Origin of the sequence: Arenimonas metalli CF5-1, assembly GCF_000747155.1 — a bacterium.
Taxonomy (GTDB): domain Bacteria; phylum Pseudomonadota; class Gammaproteobacteria; order Xanthomonadales; family Xanthomonadaceae; genus Arenimonas; species Arenimonas metalli.
In genome coordinates, this window is the sequence record NZ_AVCK01000009.1 from 91,100 (window position 1) to 117,364 (window position 26,265).

The 26,265-nt window shown below is 69.3% G+C and carries 21 protein-coding genes; 9 read left to right on the plus strand and 12 right to left on the minus strand.

Annotation, left to right across the window (positions count from 1 at the left end; translation table 11 throughout):
* Nucleotides 1–4: 4 nt before the first annotated feature.
* A complete protein-coding gene (gene queG / locus N787_RS02855) occupies nt 5–1,111 on the minus strand; it encodes a tRNA epoxyqueuosine(34) reductase QueG (RefSeq protein ID WP_052575068.1) in 1,107 nt (368 codons plus the stop codon).
* Between queG and N787_RS02860 the strand changes: the two genes are divergently transcribed.
* From N787_RS02860 to N787_RS02885, 6 genes are all read left to right on the plus strand, one after another.
* Nucleotides 1,081–2,559, plus strand: a complete 1,479-nt coding sequence (locus N787_RS02860; RefSeq protein WP_034210642.1) for a bifunctional ADP-dependent NAD(P)H-hydrate dehydratase/NAD(P)H-hydrate epimerase — start codon at nt 1,081–1,083, stop codon at nt 2,557–2,559. The genes queG and N787_RS02860 overlap by 31 nt on opposite strands.
* Nucleotides 2,556–3,014, plus strand: coding sequence for a tRNA (adenosine(37)-N6)-threonylcarbamoyltransferase complex ATPase subunit type 1 TsaE (tsaE, locus tag N787_RS02865; RefSeq protein ID WP_034210643.1), 459 nt, complete (start codon nt 2,556–2,558; stop codon nt 3,012–3,014). The genes N787_RS02860 and tsaE overlap by 4 nt, the downstream gene beginning before the upstream one ends.
* A gap of 108 nt (nt 3,015–3,122) precedes the next feature.
* Nucleotides 3,123–4,472 (plus strand): N-acetylmuramoyl-L-alanine amidase, encoded by a 1,350-nt coding sequence (locus N787_RS02870; protein WP_052575069.1) that lies wholly within the window; start codon nt 3,123–3,125, stop codon nt 4,470–4,472.
* A gap of 47 nt (nt 4,473–4,519) precedes the next feature.
* Entirely contained in the window at nt 4,520–6,295 is a 1,776-nt protein-coding gene (gene mutL / locus N787_RS02875) for a DNA mismatch repair endonuclease MutL (protein ID WP_034210644.1), read from the plus strand.
* Nucleotides 6,295–7,254 carry a DUF1684 domain-containing protein gene (locus tag N787_RS02880; RefSeq protein WP_034210646.1) on the plus strand — a complete coding sequence of 320 codons (960 nt, stop codon included), beginning with the start codon at nt 6,295–6,297 and terminating at the stop codon, nt 7,252–7,254. Before mutL ends, N787_RS02880 begins: the two co-directional genes overlap by 1 nt.
* Before the next feature lie 27 nt (nt 7,255–7,281).
* Nucleotides 7,282–8,160 carry a TraB/GumN family protein gene (locus N787_RS02885; RefSeq protein WP_034210647.1) on the plus strand — a complete coding sequence of 293 codons (879 nt, stop codon included), beginning with the start codon at nt 7,282–7,284 and terminating at the stop codon, nt 8,158–8,160.
* 10 nt (nt 8,161–8,170) lie between these two features.
* On the opposite strand, the gene rsxB is transcribed toward N787_RS02885, so the two are convergent.
* The 5 genes from rsxB to N787_RS02915 all read right to left on the minus strand — a co-directional run bounded on the left by rsxB (nt 8,171) and on the right by N787_RS02915 (nt 17,760).
* A complete protein-coding gene (rsxB, locus tag N787_RS02890; RefSeq protein ID WP_034210649.1) occupies nt 8,171–8,701 on the minus strand; it encodes an electron transport complex subunit RsxB in 531 nt (176 codons plus the stop codon).
* A 1-nt stretch (nt 8,702) separates the two neighbouring features.
* On the minus strand, nt 8,703–9,284 hold the full coding sequence (rsxA, locus tag N787_RS02895) for an electron transport complex subunit RsxA (RefSeq protein WP_034210650.1): 582 nt from the start codon (nt 9,282–9,284) through the stop codon (nt 8,703–8,705).
* A gap of 7 nt (nt 9,285–9,291) precedes the next feature.
* Nucleotides 9,292–11,778, minus strand: a complete 2,487-nt coding sequence (gene metG, locus N787_RS15300; RefSeq protein ID WP_245593944.1) for a methionine--tRNA ligase — start codon at nt 11,776–11,778, stop codon at nt 9,292–9,294.
* Between the two features lie 1,007 nt (nt 11,779–12,785).
* A complete protein-coding gene (locus tag N787_RS02910; RefSeq protein WP_052575070.1) occupies nt 12,786–14,810 on the minus strand; it encodes an alpha/beta hydrolase family protein in 2,025 nt (674 codons plus the stop codon).
* A 79-nt stretch (nt 14,811–14,889) separates the two neighbouring features.
* Nucleotides 14,890–17,760: a TonB-dependent receptor plug domain-containing protein gene (locus N787_RS02915; protein WP_034210652.1), complete on the minus strand. Its 2,871-nt coding sequence runs from the start codon at nt 17,758–17,760 to the stop codon at nt 14,890–14,892.
* Between the two features lie 199 nt (nt 17,761–17,959).
* Here N787_RS02915 and apbC point away from each other — a divergent pair, with 199 nt between their 5' ends.
* Both apbC and dcd read left to right on the plus strand, forming a co-directional pair.
* Entirely contained in the window at nt 17,960–19,045 is a 1,086-nt protein-coding gene (apbC, locus tag N787_RS02920; RefSeq protein WP_034210653.1) for an iron-sulfur cluster carrier protein ApbC, read from the plus strand.
* Nucleotides 19,046–19,099: 54 nt separating this feature from the next.
* Nucleotides 19,100–19,669: a dCTP deaminase gene (gene dcd, locus N787_RS02925; RefSeq protein ID WP_034210655.1), complete on the plus strand. Its 570-nt coding sequence runs from the start codon at nt 19,100–19,102 to the stop codon at nt 19,667–19,669.
* A 9-nt stretch (nt 19,670–19,678) separates the two neighbouring features.
* Here dcd and N787_RS15110 read toward each other — a convergent pair whose 3' ends face one another.
* Genes N787_RS15110 through N787_RS02935 form a run of 3 tightly spaced genes read right to left on the minus strand, consistent with a single transcriptional unit; the run spans nt 19,679 to nt 20,942 of the window.
* The gene (locus N787_RS15110; protein WP_169742274.1) at nt 19,679–19,840 is read right to left on the minus strand and encodes a LiaI-LiaF-like domain-containing protein; all 162 of its coding nucleotides are present in this window, start codon (nt 19,838–19,840) and stop codon (nt 19,679–19,681) included.
* A complete protein-coding gene (locus tag N787_RS02930; protein ID WP_034210657.1) occupies nt 19,837–20,265 on the minus strand; it encodes an HIT domain-containing protein in 429 nt (142 codons plus the stop codon). The genes N787_RS15110 and N787_RS02930 overlap by 4 nt, the downstream gene beginning before the upstream one ends.
* An 11-nt stretch (nt 20,266–20,276) precedes the next feature.
* The gene (locus N787_RS02935) at nt 20,277–20,942 is read right to left on the minus strand and encodes a dienelactone hydrolase family protein (RefSeq protein ID WP_034210658.1); all 666 of its coding nucleotides are present in this window, start codon (nt 20,940–20,942) and stop codon (nt 20,277–20,279) included.
* Nucleotides 20,943–21,039: 97 nt separating this feature from the next.
* Here N787_RS02935 and rimO point away from each other — a divergent pair, with 97 nt between their 5' ends.
* A complete protein-coding gene (gene rimO, locus N787_RS02940) occupies nt 21,040–22,374 on the plus strand; it encodes a 30S ribosomal protein S12 methylthiotransferase RimO (RefSeq protein ID WP_034210659.1) in 1,335 nt (444 codons plus the stop codon).
* Between the two features lie 194 nt (nt 22,375–22,568).
* Here rimO and greB read toward each other — a convergent pair whose 3' ends face one another.
* The 3 genes from greB to N787_RS02955 all read right to left on the minus strand — a co-directional run bounded on the left by greB (nt 22,569) and on the right by N787_RS02955 (nt 26,224).
* Entirely contained in the window at nt 22,569–23,075 is a 507-nt protein-coding gene (gene greB / locus N787_RS02945) for a transcription elongation factor GreB (protein ID WP_034210661.1), read from the minus strand.
* Between the two features lie 3 nt (nt 23,076–23,078).
* On the minus strand, nt 23,079–24,635 hold the full coding sequence (locus N787_RS02950) for an AbgT family transporter (protein WP_034210662.1): 1,557 nt from the start codon (nt 24,633–24,635) through the stop codon (nt 23,079–23,081).
* Nucleotides 24,636–24,727: 92 nt separating this feature from the next.
* Entirely contained in the window at nt 24,728–26,224 is a 1,497-nt protein-coding gene (locus tag N787_RS02955) for a helicase HerA-like domain-containing protein (protein ID WP_034210664.1), read from the minus strand.
* Between the last annotated feature and the right edge of the window lie 41 nt (nt 26,225–26,265).

Consider the following 26,265-nt stretch of genomic DNA (forward strand, 5'->3'; position numbering starts at 1 on the left):
GCGCTCAGGCCTTCGGGTGCCGCGACAGCGCCCAGGCCACGTGTTCGCGCACCATCGGGTCGGGGTCCTCGCGGCGCGAAGCCAGCGCCGCCAGCACGCCCGGCGTGGTCGGGGCGTTGCCCAGCGCCACCGCGATGTTGCGCAGCCAGCCGGCATGGCCGGTGCGCCGGATCGCCGAGCCTTCGGTGCGCTGCAGGAAGGTGGCTTCGTCCCAGGCAAAGAGTTCCGCCAGCCCTGCGGCGTCCAGTCCGTGGCGCGGCTGGAAATCCGGCTGCGCGTGCTTCACCGCGAACTTGTTCCAGGGGCAGGCCAGCTGGCAGTCGTCGCAGCCGAAGATGCGGTTGCCCATCAGCGGCCGCAGCTCCTCGGGGATCGCTTCCTTCAGCTCGATCGTGAGGTAGCTGATGCAGCGGCGCGCATCCACGCGGTAGGGCGCGACGATCGCGCCGGTCGGGCAGACCGTGATGCAGCGCGTGCAGGTGCCGCAGTGCGCACTGGCCGGTGCATCCACCGGCAGCGGCAGGTCGGTGAGGATCTCGCCGAGGAAGAACCAGCTGCCGGCGTCGCGGTTGATCAGGCAGGTGTGCTTGCCGATCCAGCCCAGGCCGGCGTCGCGCGCCAGCGCCCGCTCGAGCACCGGCGCAGAATCGACGAAGGCGCGGTAGCCGAACGGGCCGATTTCGCCGGCGATGCGGTCGGCCAGCTTCTGCAGCTTGTTGCGCATCACCTTGTGGTAATCGCGGCCCAGCGCGTAGCGGGCCACGTAGGCGCGCTCGCCCTCGGCCAGGGTGTCCCAGGCCGCGGCGTCGTCGCCGGTGCCGTAGTCCATGCGCACCGACAGCACCCGCAGCGTGCCGGGCACGAGTTCTTCCGGCCGGGCGCGCAGGTCGCCGTGGCGGGCCATGTACTCCATCCGGCCGTGCAGGCCTTCGTCGAGCCAGCGCCGCAGGTGCGCCGCGTCCTCGCCCAGTTCGATGCCGGCCACGCCCAGCTGCTGGAAGCCCAGCTCCCGGCTCCAGGTCTTGATCCGTTCGGCGAGGGCGGCAAGGTCGGGCATCGCGGCAAGTATAGAATCCCCGCATGAGCGAACAGCTGCCGCTTTACCGGACATCGCAGGTGCGGGCCATGGACGAGCTGGCCTCCGGCGCGTTCGGCGTCCCGCCGTACGAGCTGATGGCGCGCGCCGGCGCGGCCGCCTGGCGCGTGCTGCAGCAGCGCTGGCCGGGCGTGCGCCACCTGGGCGTCGCCTGCGGCCCGGGCAACAACGGCGGCGATGGCTACGTGGTGGCGCGGCTGGCGCGCGCGGCCGGGCTGAAGGTCAGCGTGGTGACGCCGCCCGGCGCCACGCCGCGCACGGCCCAGGCCCGCCAGGCGCTGGCGGACTGGCGCGCGGCCGGCGGCACGGTCGCCCCCTTCGACGGCATGCTGCCGGACTGCGAGGCCTGGGTGGATGCGCTGTACGGCATCGGGCTGACGCGCCCGCCCTCGGAAGCCGCGCAGTCGATGATCGAACGCATCAACGCCGCGCGCGTGCCGGTGCTGTCGCTGGACGTGCCCTCGGGCCTGGACGCCGACACCGGCCACGCCGCCGGCATCGCCGTGCACGCCAGCGCCACGCTGTGCTTCATCGCCGCCAAGCGCGGGCTGTACACGGGCATGGCGCGCGACTTCGACGGCGAGGTGCTGCTCGACCGGCTCGACCTGAAGATCGGCGCCTTCGACGATTTCACCCCGGCCGCGTGGCTGTGCCGTCCCGAGGGCTTGGCGCGCTGGCTGGCGCCGCGCCACGCCAACGCCCACAAGGGCGAACACGGCCACGTGCTGTGCGTGGGCGGCGAGGAGGGCATGGGCGGCGCGGTGCGGCTGTGTGCCGAAGGGGCGCTGCGCACCGGCGTCGGGCTGGCCAGCGTGGCGACGCGGCGTTCCGGCGTGGCGGCCCTGGTGGCGGCGCGCCCGGAGGCGATGACGCATGCGGTGGAGGACGCGGCGGCGCTGCGGCCCCTGGTCGAGCGCGCCACCGTGCTGGCCGTGGGGCCGGGCCTCGGGCAGGGCGACTGGGGCCGGGCGCTGTTCGCGGAGGCGCTGGGTTCGGGCAAGCCGCTGGTGCTCGATGCCGACGCGTTGAACCTGCTGGCCAACCATCCGGTGGCGGTGCCGCAGGCCATCCTCACGCCGCACCCGGGCGAAGCCGCGCGCCTGCTGGCCTGCGACAAGGGCGCGGTGCAGGCGGACCGCTTCGCCGCCGCGGAGGCGCTGGCGCAGAAGTTCCAGTGCACGGTGGTGCTCAAGGGCGCCGGCACGATCGTCGCGGCGCCCAGCGAAATCCCGGCCGTGATCGGCGCGGGCAATCCCGGCATGGCGACCGGCGGCATGGGCGATGTCCTTTCGGGCGTGATCGGCGCGCTGGTGGCGCAGGGCCTGCCGCTGTTCCAGGCCGCGGTCGCGGGCGCACTGCTGCACTCGGCGGCCGGCGACGCCGCGGCCCGGGTCGGCGGCGAGCGCGGCCTGCTGCCGTCCGACCTGTTCCCGCACCTGCGCCGGATGGCGAACCCCGGATGAGCCGCGACGTCTTCCTGCCCGATGCCGACGCCACGGAGGCGCTGGGCGCCGCGCTGGCGCGCACCCGCCCGCCGCGGGCGGTGGTCTACCTCGAGGGCGACCTGGGCGCCGGCAAGTCCACGCTGGCCCGCGCCCTGCTGCGCGCGCTGGGCGTGGCGGGCGCCATCCGCAGCCCGACCTACACCCTGGTCGAACGCTACCCGGTGCCGGGCGGCGAGGCCGCGCACCTCGATCTTTACCGGCTGGCGGCTGCGTCCGAGCTGGATTTCCTCGGCCTGGACGAACTGTCCACGGAGGCGGGCCTGTGGCTGGTGGAGTGGCCCGACCGGGGGCAGGGCGGCCTGCCGCCCGCGGACCTGCACCTCCGGCTGTCGGTCGAGGGTGCCGGCCGGCGGGTCCGGCTGGTGCCGGGCAGCCCGGAAGGCGAGGCCTGGCTGGCCAGGGTCCCGTCCTGACGGCCTCTCCGGGCCTCTTCTGACCCGAATCCTAGGAAGGTTCGGCAGGCCCCGGATTTAAAAAGGATTTTCTTGCTTTTCGCTGCGGACGGTGCTTGAATCCCGCCCATGCGCCGCCTTCCCGCCTTCGCCCTGCTGCTCCCGGCCCTCCTGGGCCTGTCCGCGTTCGACGCGCAGGCGGCCCGGCTCGACGCCATGAAAGTGGTGCAGGACGACGCCGGCACGCACGCGGTGATCGACCTCACCGGCGCGGTGGACTACAAGGTTTTCACGCTCTCGAATCCCGACCGGCTGGTGCTCGACCTCTCGGGCACGTCGCTGGGCGCGGCCTACCGCGCGCCCGCGCCGAACGGCGTGGTCGCCGGCGTGCGCACCGGCAAGCCGGCGGAAGGCGACCTGCGCGTGGTGCTCGACCTGGCGCGCGCGGTGAAGCCGCGCAGCCGCATCGAACACATCGGCAGCGGTTCGCGCCTCGTGCTGGACCTGCGCGACGAAGGCGACACCGTCGCCGGCAAGCCCGCGCCCGCGCGCACGCTCCAGGACGTGATCGGCACCGGCGACCGCAAGCTGGTGATCGCGATCGACGCCGGCCACGGCGGCAAGGATCCGGGCGCGATCGGCCCGACCAGGAAGTACGAGAAAGACATCACGCTCGCCATCGCGCGCGAACTCGCCGCGAAGATCGACGCCGATCCCGGCATGCGCGCCTTCCTCGTGCGCGACCGCGACGTCTTCATCCCGCTCGAGCAGCGCTACATGATCGCGCGCGAGGCGCAGGCCGACCTCTTCATCTCCATCCACGCCGACGCGGCGCACAACAAGGCGGCCAGCGGCGCGTCGGTTTACGTGCTGTCGCTGCGCGGCGCCTCGTCGGAAGCTGCGCGCTGGCTGGCCGACCAGGAGAACGCGGCCGACCTGGTCGGCGGCGTCGAGCTCGACGCGCGCGACAAGAACCTCGCCGCGGTGCTGCTCGACCTCTCCCAGAACGCCACGATGCGCGTCTCCGACGACGTCGCCACCCAGGTGCTGGCCTCGCTCAAGCAGTTCGGCAAGACCCACAAGCCGCAGATCGAGCGCGCCAACTTCGTGGTGCTGCGTTCGCCCGACGTGCCCTCGATGCTGGTCGAGACCGGCTTCATCTCGAACCCGGGCGAAGAGGCCAAGCTCAGTGACCCGGGCTACCGCAAGCGCATGGTCGAGGCCATCCACGGCGGCCTGCGCGCCTATTTCTCCGACCAGGCGCCCCCGGGCACCTGGTACGCGGCCCGCCAGGGCCAGTTCGGCGGCAGCCGCCAGCACGTGGTCAGCCGCGGCGAAACCCTGAGCCTGATCGCGGCCCGCCACGGCGTGCCGATGAGCAGCATCCGCGCCGCCAACAAGCTCAGCGGCGACACCGTCCGCATCGGCGAGCGCCTGACCATCCCGGTCTCGCCGACCCTGGCCTCCGCGCCCGAGTAAGCCGCCCGCCGCTGGTATCATCGGGCCTCGTTCCGCCGAGGCCCGCCGTGCCGATCCAGCAGCTCCCCGACACCCTCGTCAACCAGATCGCCGCCGGCGAGGTGGTCGAACGCCCGGCCTCCGTGGTCAAGGAGCTGGTGGAGAACGCGCTCGACGCCGGCGCCACCCGCGTCGACATCGATCTCGAGGAGGGCGGCATCCGCCTGATCCGCATCCGCGACGACGGCGGCGGCATCCCGGCCGGCGAACTGCCGCTGGCGATCTCGCGCCACGCCACCAGCAAGATCAGCTCGCTCGACGACCTCGAGGAAGTGGCCACGCTCGGCTTCCGCGGCGAGGCGCTGCCTTCGATCGCCTCGGTCAGCCGCTTCGCGATCAGCTCGCGCACGGCGGCGCAGGAGCACGGCCTGCGGCTGGAAGTGGACGGCGGCAAGTTCGCGCCGCCGCAGCCGCACCCGCATCCCGCGGGCACCACGGTGGAAGTGCGCGACCTGTTCTTCAACGTGCCGGCGCGGCGCAAGTTCCTGCGCGCGGAGCGCACGGAGCTGGGCCACATCGAGGAATGGCTGCGCTCGCTGGCGCTGGCGCGGCCGCGGGTGGAGCTGCGCATCAGCCACAACGGCCGGCTCACGCGGCACTACAAGCCCGCGCGCGATGCCGGCGACCACGTGCGGCGCGTGGCCGAGGCGCTGGGCGAGGAGTTCACTTCGCAGTGCCTGCAGGTGGAACACGCCGGCGCCGGGCTGCGCCTGTGGGGCTGGGTGGGGCTGCCGACCGCGGCGCGCTCCAGCGCCGACCAGCAGTATTTCTACGTCAACGGCCGCGCGGTGCGCGACCGCACCGTGGCGCACGCGGTGCGCCAGGCCTATGCCGACGTGCTCTTCCACGGCCGCTACCCGGCCTTCGTGCTGTTCCTGGAGTGCGACCCGCGCCAGGTCGACGTGAACGTGCACCCGGCCAAGCACGAGGTGCGCTTCCGCGAGCAGCGGCTGGTGCACGAGTTCATCTACCGCACGCTGCACGAGGCGCTGGCCTCGACGCGCGCGGGTCTCGCCGCGACCGGCGGCGAGGCGCTGGCGATGCCCGCCGCGGGCTCCGGCGGCGGCTGGACGGCGCCGGCGCAGGGTGGGCTGGGGCTGCCGGTGCGCGACACGCTGGCGGGCTACGCGGCGCTGTACGGCGGCGGCAGCGGCGCCGTCGGCGCGGCCTCGCCGATGCCCGCCGCCAATGAGGCCGAGGCGCCGCCGCTAGGCTATGCGCTGGCCCAGCTGCACGGCGTGTTCGTGCTGGCCGAGAACGAACAGGGCCTGGTGCTGGTGGACATGCACGCCGCGCACGAGCGCATCACCTACGAGCGGCTCAAGGCCGCGCGCGACGGCGAGGGCATCCGCGCGCAGCCGCTGCTGGTGCCGCTGCCGCTGGCGGTGTCCGAGCGCGAGGCCGACATCGCCGAACAGCACGCCGACACCCTGGCCGGGTATGGCTTCGAGATCCGCCGCGCCGGCCCGCAGGCCCTGAGCGTGCGCAGCGTGCCGACCCTGCTGGCCGACCTCGACCCCAAGGCCCTGGTGCTGGACGTGCTGTCGGACCTGCGCGAGCACGGCAGCAGCCGCAAGCTGGAGGAAGCGCGCAACGAGCTGCTCTCCACCCTGGCCTGCCACACCTCGGTGCGCGCCAACCGGCGCCTGACGATCCCGGAAATGAATGCGCTGCTGCGTGACATGGAATCCACAGAGCGCAGCGGACAGTGCAACCACGGCCGCCCGACCTGGGTGCAGCTGAGCAAGTCCGAACTCGACCGTTTGTTCCTGAGGGGGCGCTGATGACGTTTCGACACCTGCTGTGGATGGCGGCCCTGGCCGTGGTGGCCGGCTGCGGCGGCGCCGACGAGGCCGCGCAGTCGCAGAACGCGGAGCGCGCCGAGCGCGCGGCCAGGCTGGCGTATGAAGGCGAGATCCTGGCCTGGCGCGACCAGCGGCTGGCGGCGCTCAAACGGCCCGACGGCTGGCTGTCGCTGGTGGGCCTGCACTGGCTGACGCCGGGTTCGACCTACGTCGGCTCGGCCCAGGACAACGGCACCCGGCTCGCGGTCGGCCCCGCGCAGTTGGGCATGCTGACCCTGGCCCGCGACGGCAGCGCGACGCTCAAGCTGCATCCGGGCGTGGAGACCGAAGTGATGGTGGACGGCGTCGCCCCGGCGCCGGAAGCGCTGGTGCCGCTGGCGTCGGACGCCGACGGCGCGCCCACGGTGGTGTCGTTCAACAAGGGCGACGCCAGCTTCGTGCTGATCAAGCGCGCCGACCGGCACGCGCTGCGCGTGCGCAACGCCTTCGCGCCGACCCGCACGCGCTTCCCCGGCATCGAGTACTTCGACATCAACCCGGGCATGCGCTTCGTCGCGCGATTCGAAGCGCACCCGCCCGGCAAGACCGTCGAGATCATCAACATGCTGGGCATGGTCGAGCCGATGCCGAACCCGGGCACGCTGAGCTTCGAGGCCGATGGCAAGACCTTCCGCATGGAGGCGGTGGACGAGGGCGACGGCCGGCTGTTCTTCACTTTCGCCGACCGCACCAGCGGCCACGAGACTTACTCGGCGTCGCGCATGGTCTACGCCGACCCGGCCGGTGCCGACGGCACCACCGTGCTCGACTTCAACAAGGCCTACAATCCGCCCTGCGCGTTCACGCCTTACTCGACCTGCCCGATGCCGCTGCCGGAAAACCGGCTCGACCTGCGGGTCGAGGCGGGCGAGAAGAAGCCGCTGCCGTTCCCCGAATGATTCCCCCCGCCAAGAGACCCCCGACCCATGTCGATCCGCTTCCTCGCCACCCTGCTGCTGGCCACCGTCGCCGGCAGCGCCTTCGCCGAACCGCCCAAGCCGCTGCTCTGGAAGGTCAGCGACGCCGACAATTCGATCTACCTGCTCGGCTCCTTCCACCTGCTCAAGGCCGGTGACTACCCGCTGTCGCCGGATACCTACGCCGCGCTGGACGACGCCGAGAAGGTGGTGTTCGAGCTCTCGCCCGCCGAGATGAACGACCCGGCCCTGGGCCAGAAGATGGCGGTGGTTGCCCAGCGCGCCGACGGCAAGACCCTGCAGGCCGCGCTGCCGGGCGAGACCTGGGCGCAGCTGGTGGAGTACGCCGGCAAGCGCGGCATCGCGCTGCAGAACTTCCAGGGCTTCGATACCTGGTTCATGGGCCTGGTGATCGGCATCACCGAGATGCAGATCGCGGGCCTGGATTCCTCGCTGGGCCTGGACAAGCATTTCGCCGAGCGCGCGCAGGCCGCCGGCAAGGAAGTCGGTGCGCTGGAAACGGCCGACCAGCAGTTCGCCATGTTCGACGGCATGAGCCCGGGCGAGCAGCTGCAGCAGCTGCAGGACGCGCTGGGCGACGTCGCCGCGATGGAGCAGGAGATCAACAAGATGCACGCGCTCTGGCGCGCCGGCGACGGCGAGGCGCTGTACGCGCTGACCGGCGCCGAGATGAAGGCCGAGTACCCCGACCTGTACGAGCGCCTGAACGTGGCCCGCAACCGCGCCTGGCTGCCGAAGGTGCGCGCCATGCTCGACCAGCAGGACAGCGACGACACCCTGGTGGTGGTCGGCGCGATGCACCTGCTGGGCGAAGACGGCCTGGTGCACCTGCTGCGCGACGCGGGCTACACGGTCGAGCGGCTCTGACCGATCCCGCTCAGGCGGGCCGTGGCCAGCGCAAGGCGCCTGGCCGCGGTGCGGGCGGCACCAGTTCGATGCAATCGACCGGGCAGGGCGGCAGGCACAGCTCGCAGCCGGTGCACAGGTCGGCGATCACGGTGTGCATGCGCTTGGGTGCGCCCACGATGGCGTCCACCGGGCAGGCCTGGATGCATTTGGTGCAGCCGATGCAGTCGGCCTCGATGACCACGGCCACGACCGCGGGCTTCGCGACGCCGTTGTCGGGGTTGAGCGGCTTGGGCTCGCGGCCCAGCAGTTCGGCCAGCGCGCGCACGCCGGCCTCGCCACCCGGCGGGCACTGGTTGATGTCGGCCTCGCCGGCGGCGATCGCCTGCGCATAGGGCTTGCAGCCGGGGAAGCCGCATTGGCCGCACTGGGTCTGCGGCAGCAGCCGGTCGATGCGTTCCACCATGGGGTCGGCCTGCACCCGGAAGCGCACCGCGGCCCAGCCCAGCAACGCGCCCAGCAGGGCGGCCAGCGCGACCACCAGCAGCCAGGTCGCCGTCATCTCAGGCCGGCACCAGGCCGGCGAAACCCATGAAGGCCAGCGACATCAGCCCGGCCGTGGCCAGCGCGATCGGCGCGCCGCGCCACGCGGCCGGCACGTCCGCGGCCTCGAGCCGCTCGCGCATGGCCGAGAACAGCACCAGCACCAGGCCGAAGCCCACGGCGGCGCCGAAGCCGTACAGCACCGACTCGATCAGGCTGTGCCGCGCCTGCACGTTCAGCAGCGCCACGCCGAGCACGGCGCAGTTGGTGGTGATCAGCGGCAGGTAGATGCCCAGCACGCGGTAGAGCCGCGGGCTTTGGCGGTTCATTACGATCTCGGTGAACTGCACCACCGCCGCGATCACCAGGATGAAGCCCAGCGTGCGCAGGTACTCCAGGCCCAGCGGCAGCAGGATCCAGTGGTGCACGACCCAGGCCAGCGCGGCCGAGAGCGTGAGCACGAAGCCGGTGGCCAGGGCCATGCCGTAGGCCGCGTCCATGCGGCGCGACACGCCCATGAACGGGCACAGGCCCAGGAACTTCACCAGCACGAAGTTGTTGACGAAGACCGCGCCGACCAGCAGCAGGGCGATGTCTTCCACGGCAGCGTTACCGGACCGGCATGCCGGGCAGGGCGCCGGCGTCGGCGTCGAGCAGGGCCAGCGCGCCGCCGTCGAAGCCGGCGGAAAGGATCATGCCCTCGCTCAGCCCGAAGCGCATCTTGCGCGGCGCCAGGTTGGCGATGAAGACGACGCTGCGTCCGACCAGCTTGTCCGGCTCGGCGTAGCTGCCGCGGATGCCCGAGAAGATCTGGCGCTGGCCGAGCTCGCCCGCGTCAAGCAGGAAGCGCAGCAGCTTGTCGGAGCCGTCGACGAAGCCGCATTCGAGCACCTTGCCGATGCGCAAGTCGAGCTTCGCGAAGTCCTCGATGCCGATGGTGGTGGCAGCGCTCGCTGCGGGCTTGGCCGGACTCCCTGTGGGAGGGACTTCAGTCCCGACGCTTTTTGGCGAGGCCGTCGGGGATGAATTCCCTCCCACGGGCTTTGCCGCAGCCGCCTCGGCACCGGCGGGCTTGAGGTCTTCCTTGCTGGCGTCGGTCATGGCTTCGATTTGCTTCGGGTCGATGCGGGTGAAGAGTGGCTTGTAAGTATTGATAGTGTGAGTCAACAGCGGAGCGTCCAGGTCCGACCACGAACTGCCCGGCGCTGATAGAAACTCAGCGGCTCGAGCAGCAGTTTTGGGAATAATTGGCGCCAACGCGGTGGCGATTACGCGAAATAGGTTCAGGCCTTGCGTGCAGTGAGCCTGCAAGGCGAAGCCGTCAACTGAGTTTCCTGCGTCAATAGAGGCGTGCTGAATATGGTCATTCAGCATCACATCAAGTTGCTCTTTCTCGATCAGTAGAATCTTCGGGTGCTGGCTTAGAAGGTGTTGTGCCTCAACCCCCTTCAGGTGGCCATTCACTATCAATGCAGCCTCGTCGCATTCGCCGCTCGCAATGATGGCAGCAAGCTTCAAGATGTCGCGTGCTTCTGCCTTCTTGTTCTTCACTTCGATAGCGAGACGAACGCCGTTCTTAGTTGCCAAAAAATCGCAGCCATCGGTGCGTGTGAGGTCTTGGACTGCCCAGTCGGTACTCCTGAAGTGGCAAGCGATAGCCGATTCAAGAATGCGACTCTCAATTCGCGACGCTACGACCCATGGCTTATGGTCATCAATGTACTTATTTGCTTCGTCGGCCAGGCTCATCAAGTGCCTGATCGCTGAGGCAGCGTCGTTTCGCCTATATGCCTCGCGAACAGTTGCTAATGACTCTACGAAGTGTGTGTACTGGGTCGGGTCAGGCAGCTTATCTGCCAAGCGACCGCCGAAACTCTTTTCAATGAAGCCAGCACATCTGCTCGCCAGATTCACGAATTTTCCTACAAGATCTGCGTTCACCCGTGCCATGAAATCAGCAAGATTCAGATCAATGTCGTCCACAGTTCCTGAAGACTTGGCGGCGAAGTAGTAGCGCAATGCCTCCGGCTCGAGGCCGCTGTCGAGGTAGGTGCGCGCCTGCACGAAGGTGCCGCGCGACTTGCTCATCTTGGCGCCGTTGACGGTGAGGTAGCCGTTGACGTGCAGCGCGGTGGGCGTGCGCAGGCCGGCGCCGTGCAGCATGGCCGGCCAGAACAGGCCGTGGAAGTTGATGATGTCCTTGCCGAGGAAGTGGTGCATCTCGGTTTCGCCGGCGGTATTCCGCGCGGCCTCGGTGAAGGCCGCGAAGTCGGCGCCGCCGCGGTCGCAGAAGGCCTTGAAGCTGGCCAGGTAGCCGATCGGCGCGTCCAGCCAGACGTAGAAGAACTTGCCCGGCGCATCCGGGATGGGGAAGCCGAAGTAGGGCGCGTCGCGGCTGATGTCCCAGTCGCGCAGGCCACCCTCGAGCCATTCGCCCAGCTTGGCCTTGACCGAGGCGTGCGCCACGTCGCCAGCCAGCCACTCGCGCAGGAAGGCCTCGAACTTGCCCAGCTCGAAGAAGTAGTGCTCGGAGTCGCGCAGCTCGGGCACCGCGCCCGACACCACCGAGCGCGGGTTCTTCAGCTCGGTCGGCGAGTAGGCCTTGCCGCAGACCTCGCAGTTGTCGCCGTACTGGTCGGCGGCGCCGCAGTTGGGGCACGCGCCCTTGATGTAGCGGTCGGGCAGGAACATCTGCCGCTCGGGGTCGAACAGCTGCTGGATCGAGCGCCGGGCGATGGCCCTGGCGCCGTGGGTGCCGTCGCGAAGGCGGGTGTAGATGAGGCTGGCGAGCTCGCGGTTCTCGTCCGAGTGGGTCGAGTGGTAGTGGTCGAACTGCACGCCGAACGCGGCGAAATCGGCCTCGTGGCTGGCCTGCATGCCGCGGATGAAGTCTTCCGGGCTGGTGCCGGCTTTCTCGGCCGCCAGCATGATCGGGGTGCCGTGGGCGTCGTCGGCGCACACGAAGTGGGTGGTGCCGCCAGCCATGCGCCGGGCCCGCACCCAGATGTCGGCCTGGACGTACCCGACCAGGTGGCCGAGGTGCAGGTGCCCGTTGGCATAGGGCAGGGCGGTGGTGACGAGGGCAGGCGCGGGCATGGGCGGGCAACGAAGGGCAGGGGCAGGCGGCGATTATCCTAGGTCTGCGGCCCTGGCGGTACTGCGGGATCTGATGCGGGTGCGACTGCGGGATCTGGCGCCGGTGCCACCGCGGAATCGAAGGTCACTTCCTCCTCCGTGAAGCCTTGTATGTCGGAGGAAGTGACCTTCGATTCCGCGGCGTCCCCGGTGCGGGCCGGCTTGGGCGCCCAACGGAAGGCCCGAAGCCGCGCGCTTCGATGCTTGCGCGTGCAGGGTCCACGACCAAGGCCCGGCATTTTTCTCGCTGACCTCGTTTGGCTAATCAGTGCACGGCAGGTGGCCGCTGGCGGCCCATCGCGCGCGTCCCTTCGGACGCGAGGTGTGGCGGCGGCGCGAGCCCGGAAGGTGGCCAGATTGGGAGACCTATCCGCCCGGCGGCGGGTGTGGGGTCTTGGCACTTCTGATTGGCCGCGCTTCTCCGGCCGCTCCGCCGCAACAGCACGGGCGCTGGATGGTCCACCAGGAAAGCCGGGGGCTCGAGCGCTCGGAGTCCGCGCTCACGATGGAGCGGCGTGGAGCCCAACGGAAAAGCATGGACCGAGGCTCAGCGACTCGCACCCACACCCGCCGCCGGGCGGATAGGTCTCCCAATCTGGCCACCTTCCACGCTGGCCCCGAAGTCACATCTCGCGTCCGAAGGGACGCGCGCGGGAGGCGAGAGGGCGCATCTCGCGGTGACCCCGTTAGCCAAGCAAGGTCAGCGAGAAAAATGTCCGGCCTTGGTCCTGATCGACACGCGCAAGCATCGGAGCGCGCGGCTTCGGGCCTTCCGTTGGGCGCCCAAGCCGAAATGCACCGGCGGCGCCGGGAAAGCGAGGGTCGCTTTTTCCGACATAAAGGCTTCACGGAGGAGAAAGCGACCCTCGCTTTCCCGGTGACGACGGCGCCATACCCTCCATTGGCAAAAAAAAGAGCCCGGCGTTAGCCGGGCTCTTCTTGGTGCTTGGTGCGTGCGATGCCAGGAATCAGGCGCTGGTGCCGCACTTGTTCTTCAGGAAGTCTTCCATCAGGCGCAGCGTCACCGACATGTGGCGCGGGTACCACGGCATGCTGTGCGGCATGTCCGGGATCAGGTGGAACTCCGCGTCGACCTTGCCCTTCACGCCGTTGTAGAAGTCACGCGCGTGGAAGGCCGGCGTGCGCACGTCGCGGTCGCCCACGTACAGCAGCACCGGGATGTTGGCCTTGTCCGTGTTCTGGATCGGGTCCATGCCCTTCACGGTGTCGCCCTGCACGATGCGCTGCAGGCGGTTGTCGCTCCAGGACGTGCCCAGGCGGCCCAGGTCCGTCACCGGCGCGCCGGAGATGGCGCAGCGGTACGGGCTGTTCGGGCGGACCACCGCGGCGGCGGCCGCGAAGCCACCGTAGGAGTAGCCGAACATCACCATGCGCTTGGGATCGGCGATGCCTTCCTGCACCAGCCAGGCGGCGCCGTCGTCCTTGTCGTCCTGCATCTTCTGGCCCCACTCGCCGTCGCCGCTGGTCCAGAGCTTGCGGCCCAGGCCCGACGTGCCGCGGTACTGCGGACGCAGCACGGCATAGCCGCGCGAGGTCAGGAAGGGCACCCAGCCCGACGCGTCCCAGCCACCGAAGTCGCGGGACCACGGGCCACCGTGCGGGTGGATCACGGTCGGCAGCGGGCCGTCGGCCTTGGTCCAGCCGGCCGGCAGGTCGAGGATGGCGGGGATCTCCAGGCCGTCGCGGGCCTTGTAGGTGACCCACTTCTGCTCGCCGATGTCGTTCGGGTCGATGCCGTCGCGGGTCACGCCCAGGGTCGAGACCTTGTTGCCGTCCACCAGCAGGCGGTAGGCCACCGGGTGGCGCGGGCTTTCGGTGGTGAACAGGATCTTGTTGCGGTCGTCGGTCATGCTGCCGATCGAGATCTGCTGGCCCGGGAAGGCCTGCTTCAGGCCCTCGTGGATGGCCGCCAGCTGCGGGTCGATCCAGATCGTGTCGCCGTTCATGTTCGCGATGGTGAAGCCCAGCACCTTGTTGAAGTCACTCGGGCGCGAGCCCAGCACGATATTGGCGATCGAGTACTTCGGGTGGGCCAGCAGCGGCTCGTCGTCGAACTTGCTGGTCGCCGGGTCGTACATGCGCGCCTGCACCAGGTCGGAGAAGGCGTCGGTGAGCACGTAGTACTTGCCGGTGGCCTCGTCCAGGCCGACCACGGCCATGGTGTAGCGGTCCTTGATCTTGCGCGACAGGGCCGGGTGCACCACGAACTCGTCGGTGCCGGCCTTGCGGATCTTGATTTGCTGCTCCAGACCGTCGGCGGTGGGCTCGATGGTGGTGGTGGTCAGCACTTCGCCGTTGCGCGGGTTCAGCAGGCCCGGCGCATCGCGGCCGCTGGCGCGGAACAGCAGCTCGGTCTTGTCGGTGGCGAGGTCGTAGCGGTAGTAGTTTTCCTGGAAGGTCAGCGGGTTGAGCCGCGAGACGATCACCTTGGTCGGGTCGAGCGGCAGGCCGTTGACCAGGCTGGCGGTGCCGGCCAGCTCGAGGCAGCGCTCGGTCTGGGCGCTGACGCCGGCGGTGCGGGTGCCGGCCGCGAAGGCCTCGGAGAACTCGGAATGCTTGGTGTCGGTCAGGTAGGCCTTGGACACGAAGGTCTTGGTCGAGCCGGTGCTGTTGCCCTCGCCGCAGCCCTGCAGGGCGCCGGTCCATTCCTGGCGCGCGAACACGAACACGCGGTCGGCCTTCAGCGCCGAGGCGGCGATGAAGCGCATGCGGTCGCCGGAGGCGGTGATGGTCGGGCCGGCCTCGAGGTTGTCCAGCTTCCAGGTGGCCAGGGAGGTCTCGTACTCCTCGGCGCCTTGCTTGCCGACGAGGGCGACGATGTTCTTGCCGTCCGAGCTCATCGAGACGGATTGGATCTTGGGCATCGACGACAGGGCCTCGATCGAGATCGGGTCGCGCGCGGATGCGGAATTCACGGTCGCCAGCAGCGACGCGGTGGCAATGGCCAGTAGGTTCTTGAAGCGGTTGCGCATGGTGCTTCTCCGGATTTACCTGTTTCCCCAAAAGAGACGGCCGGGATAACCCGGCCGTCTCCAAGACTACTGCTTTTTATCAGAAACGATAGGTCATGCGCGCGTACAGCGAGCGGCCGAACCAATCGTACTGGGTGGCAAACGCCGGGATGTTGCCGTAACGCGTGGCGGTGCCGGTCGAAACGTTCGGCGGATCCTTGTCGAACACGTTGTCGACGCCGACCAGCAGGTCCCAGCTATCCGCACGGTAGATGACCGACAGGGTGTGGTACAGACGGTCCTCGGCCACGGTGTCGTACACCGGGTTCGGGTTGCCGAAGTACGCAGCCGGCTGCGTGAAGTTGAAGTTCTCGGTCTCGTCCACGTAGCGCATGCCCCAGGTGTACGTGAAGTCACCGCGGGTCAGCGAGCTGCGGACGTTGCCGACGAGCTTCGGATAGCTGATCAGGCCAACGTAGTCGTTGCTGTCGAAGCCGCTCTCGAGGCTGCTGTCGAACAGCTGCTCGACGTTCTCCATCGTGTACGTGAACTGGCTCTCGACCTCGACCTTGCCGAAGTTGAAGTCGCCGTCCCAACGCAGGTTCAGGTCATAGCCGCGGACCAGCTGCTTGTTGATGTTCAGGTAGGAGTCGCGGATCACGTCGATGTTGAGCGGATCCGAGCCGGTGCCGCGACGGTTGAACAGGTCGCAGAACGCGTTCGGATAGTTCGGCAGGGCGTAGCAGCTGCCAACGATCGCGCCGGCGCCGAGCTGCGAGATCTGGTCACGCACGTCGATCTCGAAGTAGTCCACCGAGGCGGTGAAGTTCGCCCACGACGGGGTGAAGACGATGCCCGCGGTGGTCGCGGTCGAGGTCTCCGGCTTCAGGACGCCCAGGCCGCCACCGGTGATGACGGTAGCCGAGGAGCCGGCACCGTTGTAGTCATCGGGGATGCCTTCCGCGGCGCAGTTGGCGCGGACGTTCGGGTTGGTCGAGTTGCCCCAGTCGATGCAGGGGTCGATGGCGAACTGGCCCACGAACGAGGTCTGGTCACCCAGGAACAGCTCGTACAGGCCCGGGGCGCGGTAGGAGGTGCCGCGGGTGGCGCGGACGCTCAGCGACGGGATGATCTGCCAGCGCATGCCGAGCTTCCAGATCGAGTCCGAGTCCGCCACGGTGTCGTACTTGAACACGCGGCCGGAAGCGTTGACCGCCAGCTCCTCGATGCCCGGGATGCCGGACAGCAGGGGCACTTCGATCTCGCCGAAGATTTCCTGGATGTAGTCCTTGCCCTCGGTGCCGGTGGCCGACGACTGGCCCCACAGGCGGCCGGTGCGCTCGAGCTCGCTCGGGTTGTCGTCGATGCTGATGCGGCGGAACTCGGTGCCGATCGCGGCGGCGACGACGCCGGCCGGCAGCTCGAACAGCTCGCCGGTGGCGGTGGCGTTGACCACGAACTGGTCATACACGGTGTTGCCGGTGTGCCAGACGCCGATTTCCTGCGCCAGGCGCTCCATGCCGCGACCGCTCAGGAAGACCGGGTCGAGGTAGTTGACCGGGGCGCCGCCACCGTCGAGGTCGCGGAAGCGGTCGCCGGTCTTGTTGGCGTCGATGCTGAAGACTTCGTAGTCACCGTCCGAACGCGAGAAGGTGGTGTCGAAGTTCCAGGACCAGGTGCTGTCGCTGCCGAAGCCGCCCTTGAAGCTGGACGCCGCGTACAGGAAGTCGACGTCGATGTTGGCGTCGGACTTGAACGGCATGACCGGCAGCGAGTTCGCGCTCAGGCCCACCGAGCGGTAGTCCATCGTCGGGAAGAACTGACGGAAGCGACGCGACTCGGTCTCGCGGTTGGTGTAGAGCAGCTGGCCGCTCCAGTCCACGCGGTCGAAGCTGAAGTCAGCGCCGACGAACAGGCTGCTGCGCTCCTGCGACGAGAAGATGTGCGACTCGCCGAAGAAGTCGGCGTTCAGCACGTCCTCGTAGTACGCCGGGTTGCCGCCGGAAGCGTTGGCGTTGGCGCGCGGGCGGTAGCCCGGGATCGGGCCGATGGTCACGCCGTCCGGGGACGGGATGTAGCGGTTCGCGCCCGAGATGACGGTGTTGTAGTAGAGGTTGTTGCAACCGCCGAGCGCGGTGTCGCCGATGACCGAGCGGTCTTCGCGGTCGACGATGTTGCCGCTGGCGTCACGGACCAGGTCCTGCGGGCAGGCCAGGAAGTCGCGGTCGCCGACGCTGAGCGGCTGCTGGTCGTAGAACTGGAACGCGGCGACGATGCTGCCGTTGTCGAAGTTCCAACCGGTCGCGCCGGACACCGAGTACGACGAACCGCCGGCTTCCTGCGGAAGGTCGGTTTCGAAGATCAGGGTCGGCTGGTCGACGCTCTTGCGGGTGATCAGGTTGACGACGCCGCCGATACCGTCGGAGCCGTAGATCGAACCGCCGCCGTCCTTGAGCAGCTCAACGCGCTGCAGGATGACCGACGGGATGACGTTCAGGTCGAACGCGCCGACCTGGCCGCGGGTACCGGCCGGGCCCGGGCGCTTGCCGTCGAGCAGGACCAGGGTACGGGAGGCGCCGAGGCCGCGCAGGGCGATCGACTGGTTGCCGTTACCGCCCTCGACCACGAAGCCCGAGAACTGGTTGCTGATCTGGGTGGTGCCCGAGGCCACGCTGGTGGTCTGCAGGATCGAGGCCGTGTCCAGCTGGCCGGTGGTGGCGCTGACGTCGGCGGTGATGATCTGCACCGGCGACATCGAGTTGAAGCCCAGACGATTGATCAGCGAGCCGGTGACCGTGATGGTCTCCAGTTCGGTGGCATCGGCCGCGTTTTCTGCCGCCTGCTCCTCGTTTTCGGGCTCGGAGGGCGGGTCCTGGGCGAGAACCGCCGGACCATAGAGGCCGGCGACCACGGCTGCCACGAGGGGCAGACGAGCCAGCGACTTGTTACGCGTGTCTTTCTTGAGGGACATTGAAGCGTCTCCGCTGTTTTGGGTGGGTTCATGAAGCAGGTGACTTCTTAACATCGAACCAAGCCTTAACGCAAATTGAATTTTTGAAAGGCCACGGTCTTGTCACATTCCCCGGCTACCCTCGGGACGGCCGTCGCGGGCTGCGCGGGCCCCGCCGGGGTGGCACCATGGCAGGCTGAATTCCACGCCAGGCCCGTCCATGACCCCTTCCGAAGCCCTCATCCAAGTCCTTGGCCAGCTGGCCGACCCCCACACCGGCCAGACCCTGGCCGAGGCCCGCGCCATCCGGGGGCTGGGCCTGGACGGCGGCAAGGTGGCCGCCGAGATCCAGCTTGGCTACCCGGCGGCAGGCTGGCACGCGGCCTTGGCCGCCCAGGCCAAGGCCCTGCTCGAGGCCCAGCCGGGCGTCGAACAGGCCACGGTCTCGGTCGGCTCCCGGGTCCACGCGCACCGGGTGCAGAAGGACCTGACCCCGCTGCCCCAGGTCCGCAACATCATCGCCGTGGCCTCGGGCAAGGGCGGGGTGGGCAAGTCCACCACCGCCGTGAACCTGGCCCTGGCCCTGCAGGCCGAGGGGGCCCGGGTCGGCGTACTGGACGCCGACATCTACGGCCCGTCCATCCCCAAGATGCTGGGCCTGCAGGGCCGTCCCGACAGCCCGGACGGCAAGTCGATCGAGCCCAAGCGCAACCACGGCCTCCAGGCCATGTCGATCGGCCTGCTGGTGGGCGAGGACACGCCGATGATCTGGCGCGGCCCGATGGTCACCCAGGCCCTGCAGCAGCTGCTCAACGACACCCGCTGGGACGACCTCGACTACCTCGTCATCGACCTGCCGCCCGGCACCGGCGACATCCAGCTGACCCTGGCCCAGCGCGTCCCGGTCTCGGGCGCGGTGATCGTGACCACGCCGCAGGACATCGCGACGCTCGACGCGCGCAAGGCCCTGCAGATGTTCGCCAAGGTCGAGGTGCCGGTGCTGGGCATCGTCGAGAACATGGCCGTGCACGTGTGCTCGAACTGCGGCCACGGCGAGCACGTGTTCGGCGCCGGCGGCGGCGAGCGCATGGCCGCGCAGTACGACGTGCCGCTGCTCGGCGCGCTGCCGCTGGACATCCACATCCGCGAACAGGCCGATTCCGGCACCCCGACCGTGGCGGCCGACCCGGGCTCGGCCCTGTCGCTGGCCTACCGCGACATCGCCCGCCGCACCGCGGCCCGGCTGTCGCTGCAGGCCCGCAACAAGGCCATCGCCTTCCCGAACATCGTCATGCAGGACACCTGAGCCGCCCCCGTCCCGCTAGAATCCACGCCTTCACCCTAGGAACCGCGCCCCCGCATGAGCATCAAGTCCGACAAGTGGATCCGCCGCATGGCCGAGCAGCAGGGCATGATCGAGCCGTTCGAGCCCGGCCAGGTCAAGCACGGCGGCGACGGCCAGCGCATCGTCAGCTACGGCACGTCCAGCTACGGCTACGACGTGCGCTGCGCGCGCGAGTTCAAGATCTTCACCAACATCAACTCCACCATCGTCGACCCGAAGAACTTCGACCCGACCAGCTTCGTGGACGTGGTGTCGGACGTCTGCATCATCCCGCCCAACTCCTTCGCGCTGGCGCGCACGGTGGAGTTCTTCCGCATCCCTCGCGACACGCTGGTGGTGTGCCTGGGCAAGAGCACGTACGCGCGCTGCGGCATCATCGTCAACGTGACGCCGCTCGAGCCGGAATGGGAAGGCCACGTCACGCTCGAGTTCAGCAACACCACGCCGCTGCCGGCCAAGATCTACGCCGGCGAGGGCGTGGCGCAGATGCTGTTCTTCCAGTCCGATGAAGTCTGCGAGACCTCCTACAAGGACCGCGGCGGCAAGTACCAGGGCCAGACCGGCGTGACCCTGCCGCGCACCTGAGGCGCGGCGTCAGCCCCGTCTCGCCAGCAGGCTCACGCCCAGCGCGATCAGCAGCACCGGCCACCACTTGAACAGGGTGGCCCAGATCCGGAACTCCGGGATCAGGTTGTTCGCCAGCAGCAGGGCGCCCAGCACGATCAGGATGATGGCGGACAGCACGTTCGACTTCATGGGGACTCCGGGGATTGGGCAGCGGCGGCCAGCGCCGAACGCAGCGAAGATAGCAGCGCCTCGCGCTCGCTGGCCACGTAGGGCTGTCGCGTGCCCGCGCCCCACACCGGTCCCGGCCAGGCGGCGTCGCCTTCCTGGCGCGCCACCACGTGCACGTGCAGCTGCCGAACCACGTTGCCCAGCGCGCCGATATTGAGCTTGTGCACCGGCCCGAGGCCGCGCAGCAGGCGGCCGGCCAGGTTCACTTCGGCCAGCAGCAGGCGCTGGGCGGCGCCGTCGAGGTCGATCCATTCGGTGGCCCCGGGGACGCGCGGCACCAGCACCAGCCAGGGGAAGCGGGCGTCGTCCACCAGCCGGAACTGCGACAGCGGGCCGTCGGCCACGAGCACGGAATCCGCGGCCAGGCGCGGATCGAGGTCGGTCATGTCCGGGGGCCTCAGCGCAGGTTCTTCTGGAAGAAGGCGAGGGTGCGGTCCAGCGCCTGCTTCGCCACCGCCTCGTGGAAGTCGGGGCGCTGGTCGCAGTTGAAGCCGTGGCCGGCGCCGGGCCAGACGTGGATCTCGGCGGCATCGCCCAGCGCCTCGCGGTGCTTGGCCACGTCCTCGGGCGGGATCAGCGGGTCGTTTTCGCCGAAGTGGAGCATCAGCGGCGCCTTCGGGCGCTCCTTCAGCAGGGGCACCGTGCGGCCGCCGTAGTAGCTGACCGCCGGCAGGCCGATGCGGGCGTTGGCCAGGTAGGCCACCGACCCGCCCCAGCAGAAGCCGACCACGCCGACGCGGTTCTCGGACTCCAGCAGGTCGTAGGCGCCGCGGACGCCGTCCAGCGCGCCCCCGAAGCCCAGGGATTCGGTGAGTGCCCGGCCCCGCGCGACCCCGGCCTCGTCGTAGGCCAGCTCGACCCCGCGGTCGACCAGGTCGAAGAGGGCCGGCGCCACCGCCAGGTAGCCGTAATTGGCGAAGCGGTCGGTGACCTGGCGGATGTGCGGGTTCAGGCCGAAGATTTCCTGGACCACGATGATGGCGCCGCGGGGCTTGTCGTGCGGCTTGGCCTCCCAGGCGGAGATGCGCCCGTGGCGGGTGGAGATCGAGATCGTCTGGCCCATGCTTGCTTCCCCTGCATCGCTGTCCCGCCGGCTAGCCTACACCGGCCCGGCGGCCCGGGAGGGGTATACTCCGCCCCCCTCTCCAAGCCCCGCGCCCATGTCCGCCAGCCACCCGAAGGTGGGTTTCGTCAGCCTAGGCTGCCCGAAGGCCCTCGTAGACTCCGAACGCATTCTGACCCAGCTTCGGGTCGAGGGTTACGAGATCGTGCCCAGCTACGACGCCGCCGACGTGGTGGTGGTCAACACCTGCGGCTTCATCGACTCGGCCGTGGCCGAGAGCCTGGACGCGATCGGCGAGGCCATCGCCGAGAACGGCAAGGTCATCGTCACCGGCTGCCTGGGCAAGCGCCCGGAGCAGATCCGGGCCGCCCACCCGGACGTGCTGTCGATCAGCGGCCCGCAGGACTACGCCAGCGTGATGTCGGCCGTGCATGCGGCGCTGCCGCCGCGGCACGACCCGTTCGTGGACCTGCTGCCGGACTACGGCCTCAAGCTCACGCCCAAGCACTACGCCTACCTGAAGATTTCCGAGGGCTGCAACCACCGCTGCAGCTTCTGCATCATCCCGTCCATGCGCGGCGACCTGGTGTCGCGCCCGGTGGACGAGGTGCTGCGCGAGGCCGAGAAGCTGGCCCGCGGCGGCGTGAAGGAGCTGCTGGTGGTGTCGCAGGACACCAGCGCCTACGGCGTCGACATGAAATACGCCGCCCGCGAGTGGCGCGGCAAGGAATACCAGACCCGCATGAAGGGCCTGTGCGAGGGCCTGTCCGAGCTGGGCCTGTGGACGCGCCTGCACTACGTCTATCCGTACCCGCACGTGGACGACATCATCCCGCTGATGGCCGAGGGCAAGCTGCTACCTTACCTCGACATCCCGTTCCAGCACGCCAGCCCGCGCATCCTGAAGCTGATGAAGCGGCCGGGCGCGGTGGACAAGACCCTCGAGCGCATCCAGCGCTGGCGCGACATCTGCCCCGAGATCACGATCCGCAGCACCTTCATCGTCGGCTTCCCGGGCGAGACCGAGGAGGACTTCGAGCAGCTGCTGTCCTTCCTCGACCAGGCCGAGCTCGACCGCGTGGGCGCCTTTGCCTATTCGCCGGTCGAAGGCGCCACGGCCAACGCGTTGCCGGGTGCGGTGCCTGAAGAGGTCAAGCAGGAGCGCCTGGCGCGCTTCATGGCGCTGCAGGCCGAGATCAGCGCCGACAAGCTCGAGCGCAAGGTCGGCACCGTGCAGACGGTGATCATCGACGAGATCGACGGCGAGCTGGCGATCGGCCGTTCGAAGGCCGACGCGCCCGAGATCGACGGCCTGGTGCAGATCCAGGACGGCGCCGCGGCGGGCCTGAAGCCCGGCGACTTCTGCGAAGTCCGCATCATGGGCAGCGACGAACACGACCTCTTCGGCCTCGTCGGCGACGACGAGGACTGAGCCGCCGCTGGGGCGGTAGGACTGGTGGGGTTTCTTTAGACGCGGATTTACGCGGATGAACGCGGATAGAGCAAAGGCTGGAGGGGATTTTCGCCGGTCGTTGTAGCCCTCGAAGAGCCCCTCATGAATGCTTTTGCCCTATCCGCGTTCATCCGCGTCAATCCGCGTCAAAAAAGCTTGCCCTCCCGCGGCCGCTACGCTGACTCGTACGCGACGGAGAGGACGAGGTAGCGGGCGGGGCCGGCGGGGAGTTGGACTTCGAACTCGTCGTCGACGCGCTTGCGCAGGGCGGCGCGGGCCAGCGGGGAGTCGATGCTGATCCAGCCGGCCTTGGCGTCGGTTTCGTCGGGGCCGACGATGCGGTAACGGGCGGTGTCGCCGCTGGCCTCGTCCTCGATCTCGAACACCGCGCCGAAGAAGATCGCGCCCGGGTCGGAGGGCGCGCCTTCGGCGACCTTCAGGGCCTCGAGCCGCTTCGTCAGGTAGCGCACGCGCCGGTCGATCTCGCCCAGCTGCTTCTTGCGGTAGGTGTATTCGGCATTTTCGCTACGGTCGCCCTCGGCGGCGGCCTCGGCCAGCGCCTTGACCACCGCCGGGCGCCGCACGCGCCAGAGCTCGTCGAGCTCGGCGCGCAGGCGCTCGAAGCCGGCGCGGGTGATGATCGCCGTCGAGCCTTCGGCCGGCGGCCGCCAGCGGCCCACGGGTCAGCCCGCGGCGGAGGGCACCGCCGGGTAGGACAGCGGCGCGTCCAGGCCCAGCGGCCAGCCCATCAGGATCCAGACGCTGAACAGCGCGGCCCAGCCAATCAGGAACACGATGGAGTAGGGGACCATGGTCGCCACCACCGTGCCGATGCCGGCCTTGGGCTCGTAGCGCTGCAGGAAGGCGATCACCAGCGCGAAGTAGCTCATCATCGGCGAGATGATGTTGGTGACCGAGTCGCCGATGCGATACGCCGTCTGCGTCACTTCCGGCGAGTAGCCCAGCAGCATGAACATCGGGATGAACACCGGCGCCATCAGCGCCCACTTGGCCGAGGCCGAGCCCATGGCCAGGTTCACCATCGCGGTGAGCAGGATGAAGCACAGCAGCAGCGGGATCTTCGGCAGGCCGATTGCCTTCAGGGTTTCCGCGCCTTCGACGGCGAAGATCAGGCCCAGCTGGGTCCAGTTGAACAGCGCCACGAACTGCGCCGCGAAGAACACCAGCACCAGGTAGCTCGCCAGCGTGCCCATGGACTTGGACATGCCGTTGACCACGTCGGCGTCCGACTTGATCGTGCCCGCGCCGACGCCGTAGGCGATGCCCACCAGCGCGCCGGCCACGAAGATCAGCGCGACGATGCCGTTGAGGAAGGGCGCCAGCGACTTGAGCGTGTCGGTCTCGCCCGCCAGGCGCAGCGCGCCGTTGGCCGGGACGGTCGCCAGCAGCACCAGCACCGTCAGCGCCACCGTGGCGATGCCGGCATACGCCAGGCCTCGCTTCTCGGCGGCGCTCAGGCCCTCGATCTTCTCGTCACCGCGGCCGTAGTCGCCGTCCGGGAACCGGCGCGCCACGATCTTCTCGGTCACGAACCAGCCCAGCAGCGTGATCAGCGGCGTCGAGGCCTGCATGAAGAACAGGTTGGCGGCGGCGTTGACCGAGTAGGTGGGGTCGACGATCCGCGCTGCTTCCTGCGATAGGCCAGACAGCAGCGGATCGATGGTGCCCAGCAGCAGGTTGGCCGAATAGCCGCCCGACACGCCGGCGAAGGCCGCCGCGATGCCGAGGATGGGGTGCCGTCCCGCCGCCACGTATAGCAGTCCGGCCAGCGGCACCAGCAGCACGTAGCCGATCTCGCTGGCCATGTTCGACATCACGCCCGCGAACACCACGATCGGCGTCAGCAGGAAGCGCGGAGCGTTGAGCACGACGATGCGCAGGCAGGCGCCGATCAGGCCGCTGTGCTCGGCCACGCCGATGCCGATCAGGGCCACCAGCACGGTACCCAGCGGCGCGAAGCCGGTGAAGTTGGTGACCAGCGAAGCCATGATCCGCTGCAGGCCGTCCACGCTGAGCAGGTTCACCGGCGTCACCAGTTCGCCGGTTTTCGGATGCGCCACCGACAGGTCGAACTGGGCGGCGATCGCGCTTGCCACCACCACGGCCAGCGTGAGCAGGAAGAACAGCGTCGCCGGGTGGGGAAGCAGGTTGCCGGCGTACTCGACGATGCCGAGGAAGCGGTCGACGGCGGTGCGCCGCGGGGTCGGGGCTTGGGTCATGGGGTCTGGCTCTTGGAATCTACGGGGTCGGACCCCCGGGGCGCCCGACTATAACCGACCCCGCGCCGAGCGTCGTCCTGGCCCGGGCCGCCTCAGCGCTTCTTGCCGCCCAGCAGGCTGCCCAGGAGGCCGCGCAGGATCTGCCGGCCGATGCCATTGGCGACGGTGCGCGTGGCCGATTTCGCCGCGGCTTCCACCGCGCCCTGGCGACGCTTGGTGCCCCACAGGAACTCGTCGAACTTCGAGGGCTTCTCCGGCTCGGCCTTCGGGGCCGGGGCATCCGGGCCGGAGGCCGGCGCATCGGGGGCCGCGGCCTGCTCGGCGCGCTTGGCCAGCATCTCGAACGCCGATTCGCGGTTCACGGCGGCGTCGTACTTGCCGCCCACCGGGCTGCGGGCGCGCACCGTGGCGCGCTCTTCCGGCGTGATCGCGCCCATGCGGCAGCGCGGCGGCGCGATCAGCGCGCGTTCGACCGGCATCGGGATGCCCTTCTCCAGCAGCATCGACACCAGCGCCTCGCCCACGCCGAGTTCGCCGATCACCTTGGCGACGTCGAGCTTGGGGTTCTGCACGAAGGTCTCGGCGGCCGTGCGCACGGCCTTCTGGTCGCGCGGGGTGTAGGCGCGCAGCGCGTGCTGCACGCGGTTGCCGAGCTGGCCCAGCACGGTGTCGGGGATGTCGTCGGGGTTCTGCGAGCAGAAGTACACGCCCACGCCCTTGGAGCGGATCAGGCGCACCACCTGCTCGACGCGCTGCTGCAGCGCGGGCGGGCAGTCGTCGAACAGCAGGTGCGCCTCGTCGAAGAAGAACACCAGCTTGGGCACGTCCAGGTCGCCGACTTCCGGCAGGGTCTCGAACAGCTCGGACAGCAGCCAGAGCAGGAAGCTCGAATACAGCCGCGGCCGCAGGATCAGCTGGTCGGCGGCGAGCAGGTTGATGACGCCGCGGCCGGACATGTCCTGGCGCATCAGGTCCGCCAGCTGCAGGGCCGGCTCGCCGAAGAACTGCTTGCCGCCGTCCTGCTCGAGCCTCAGCAGCGAGCGCTGGATCGCCGCCACCGACTGCGGGCTGACCAGGCCGTACTGCTGCGAGATGTCCTTCTTGTTCTCGGTGACGAAGTTGAGCAGGGCGCGCAGGTCGTCGAGGTCGAGCAGCAGCAGGCCGTGGTCGTCGGCGAGCTTGAAGGCGATGTCCATGACCCCGGACTGGGTGTCGTTGAGCTCGAGCATGCGCGACATCAGCGCCGGCCCGACCTCGGACACGGTGGTTCGCAGCGGGTGGCCGAGCTTGCCGTACAGGTCCCAGAACACCACCGGGCTGGCCTCGTTGGTATAGCCCTCGACGCCGATCTGCTGCACGCGGGCCGCGATCTTCTCGTTCGAGGTGCCGGCCATCGCCAGCCCGGCGATGTCGCCCTTCACGTCGGCCATCACCACCGGCACGCCCAGGCGCGAGAAGCCTTCGGCCATCACCATCAGCGTCACCGACTTGCCGGTGCCGGTGGCGCCGGCGACCAGGCCGTGGCGGTTGCCGTACTTGCCCATCAGGCGCACGGGCAGGTCGCCCTTGCCGATCAGGATGTCGCTCATCAGGGGGGAACTCCGGGGCGGGTGTCGCCCCGATTCTAGCC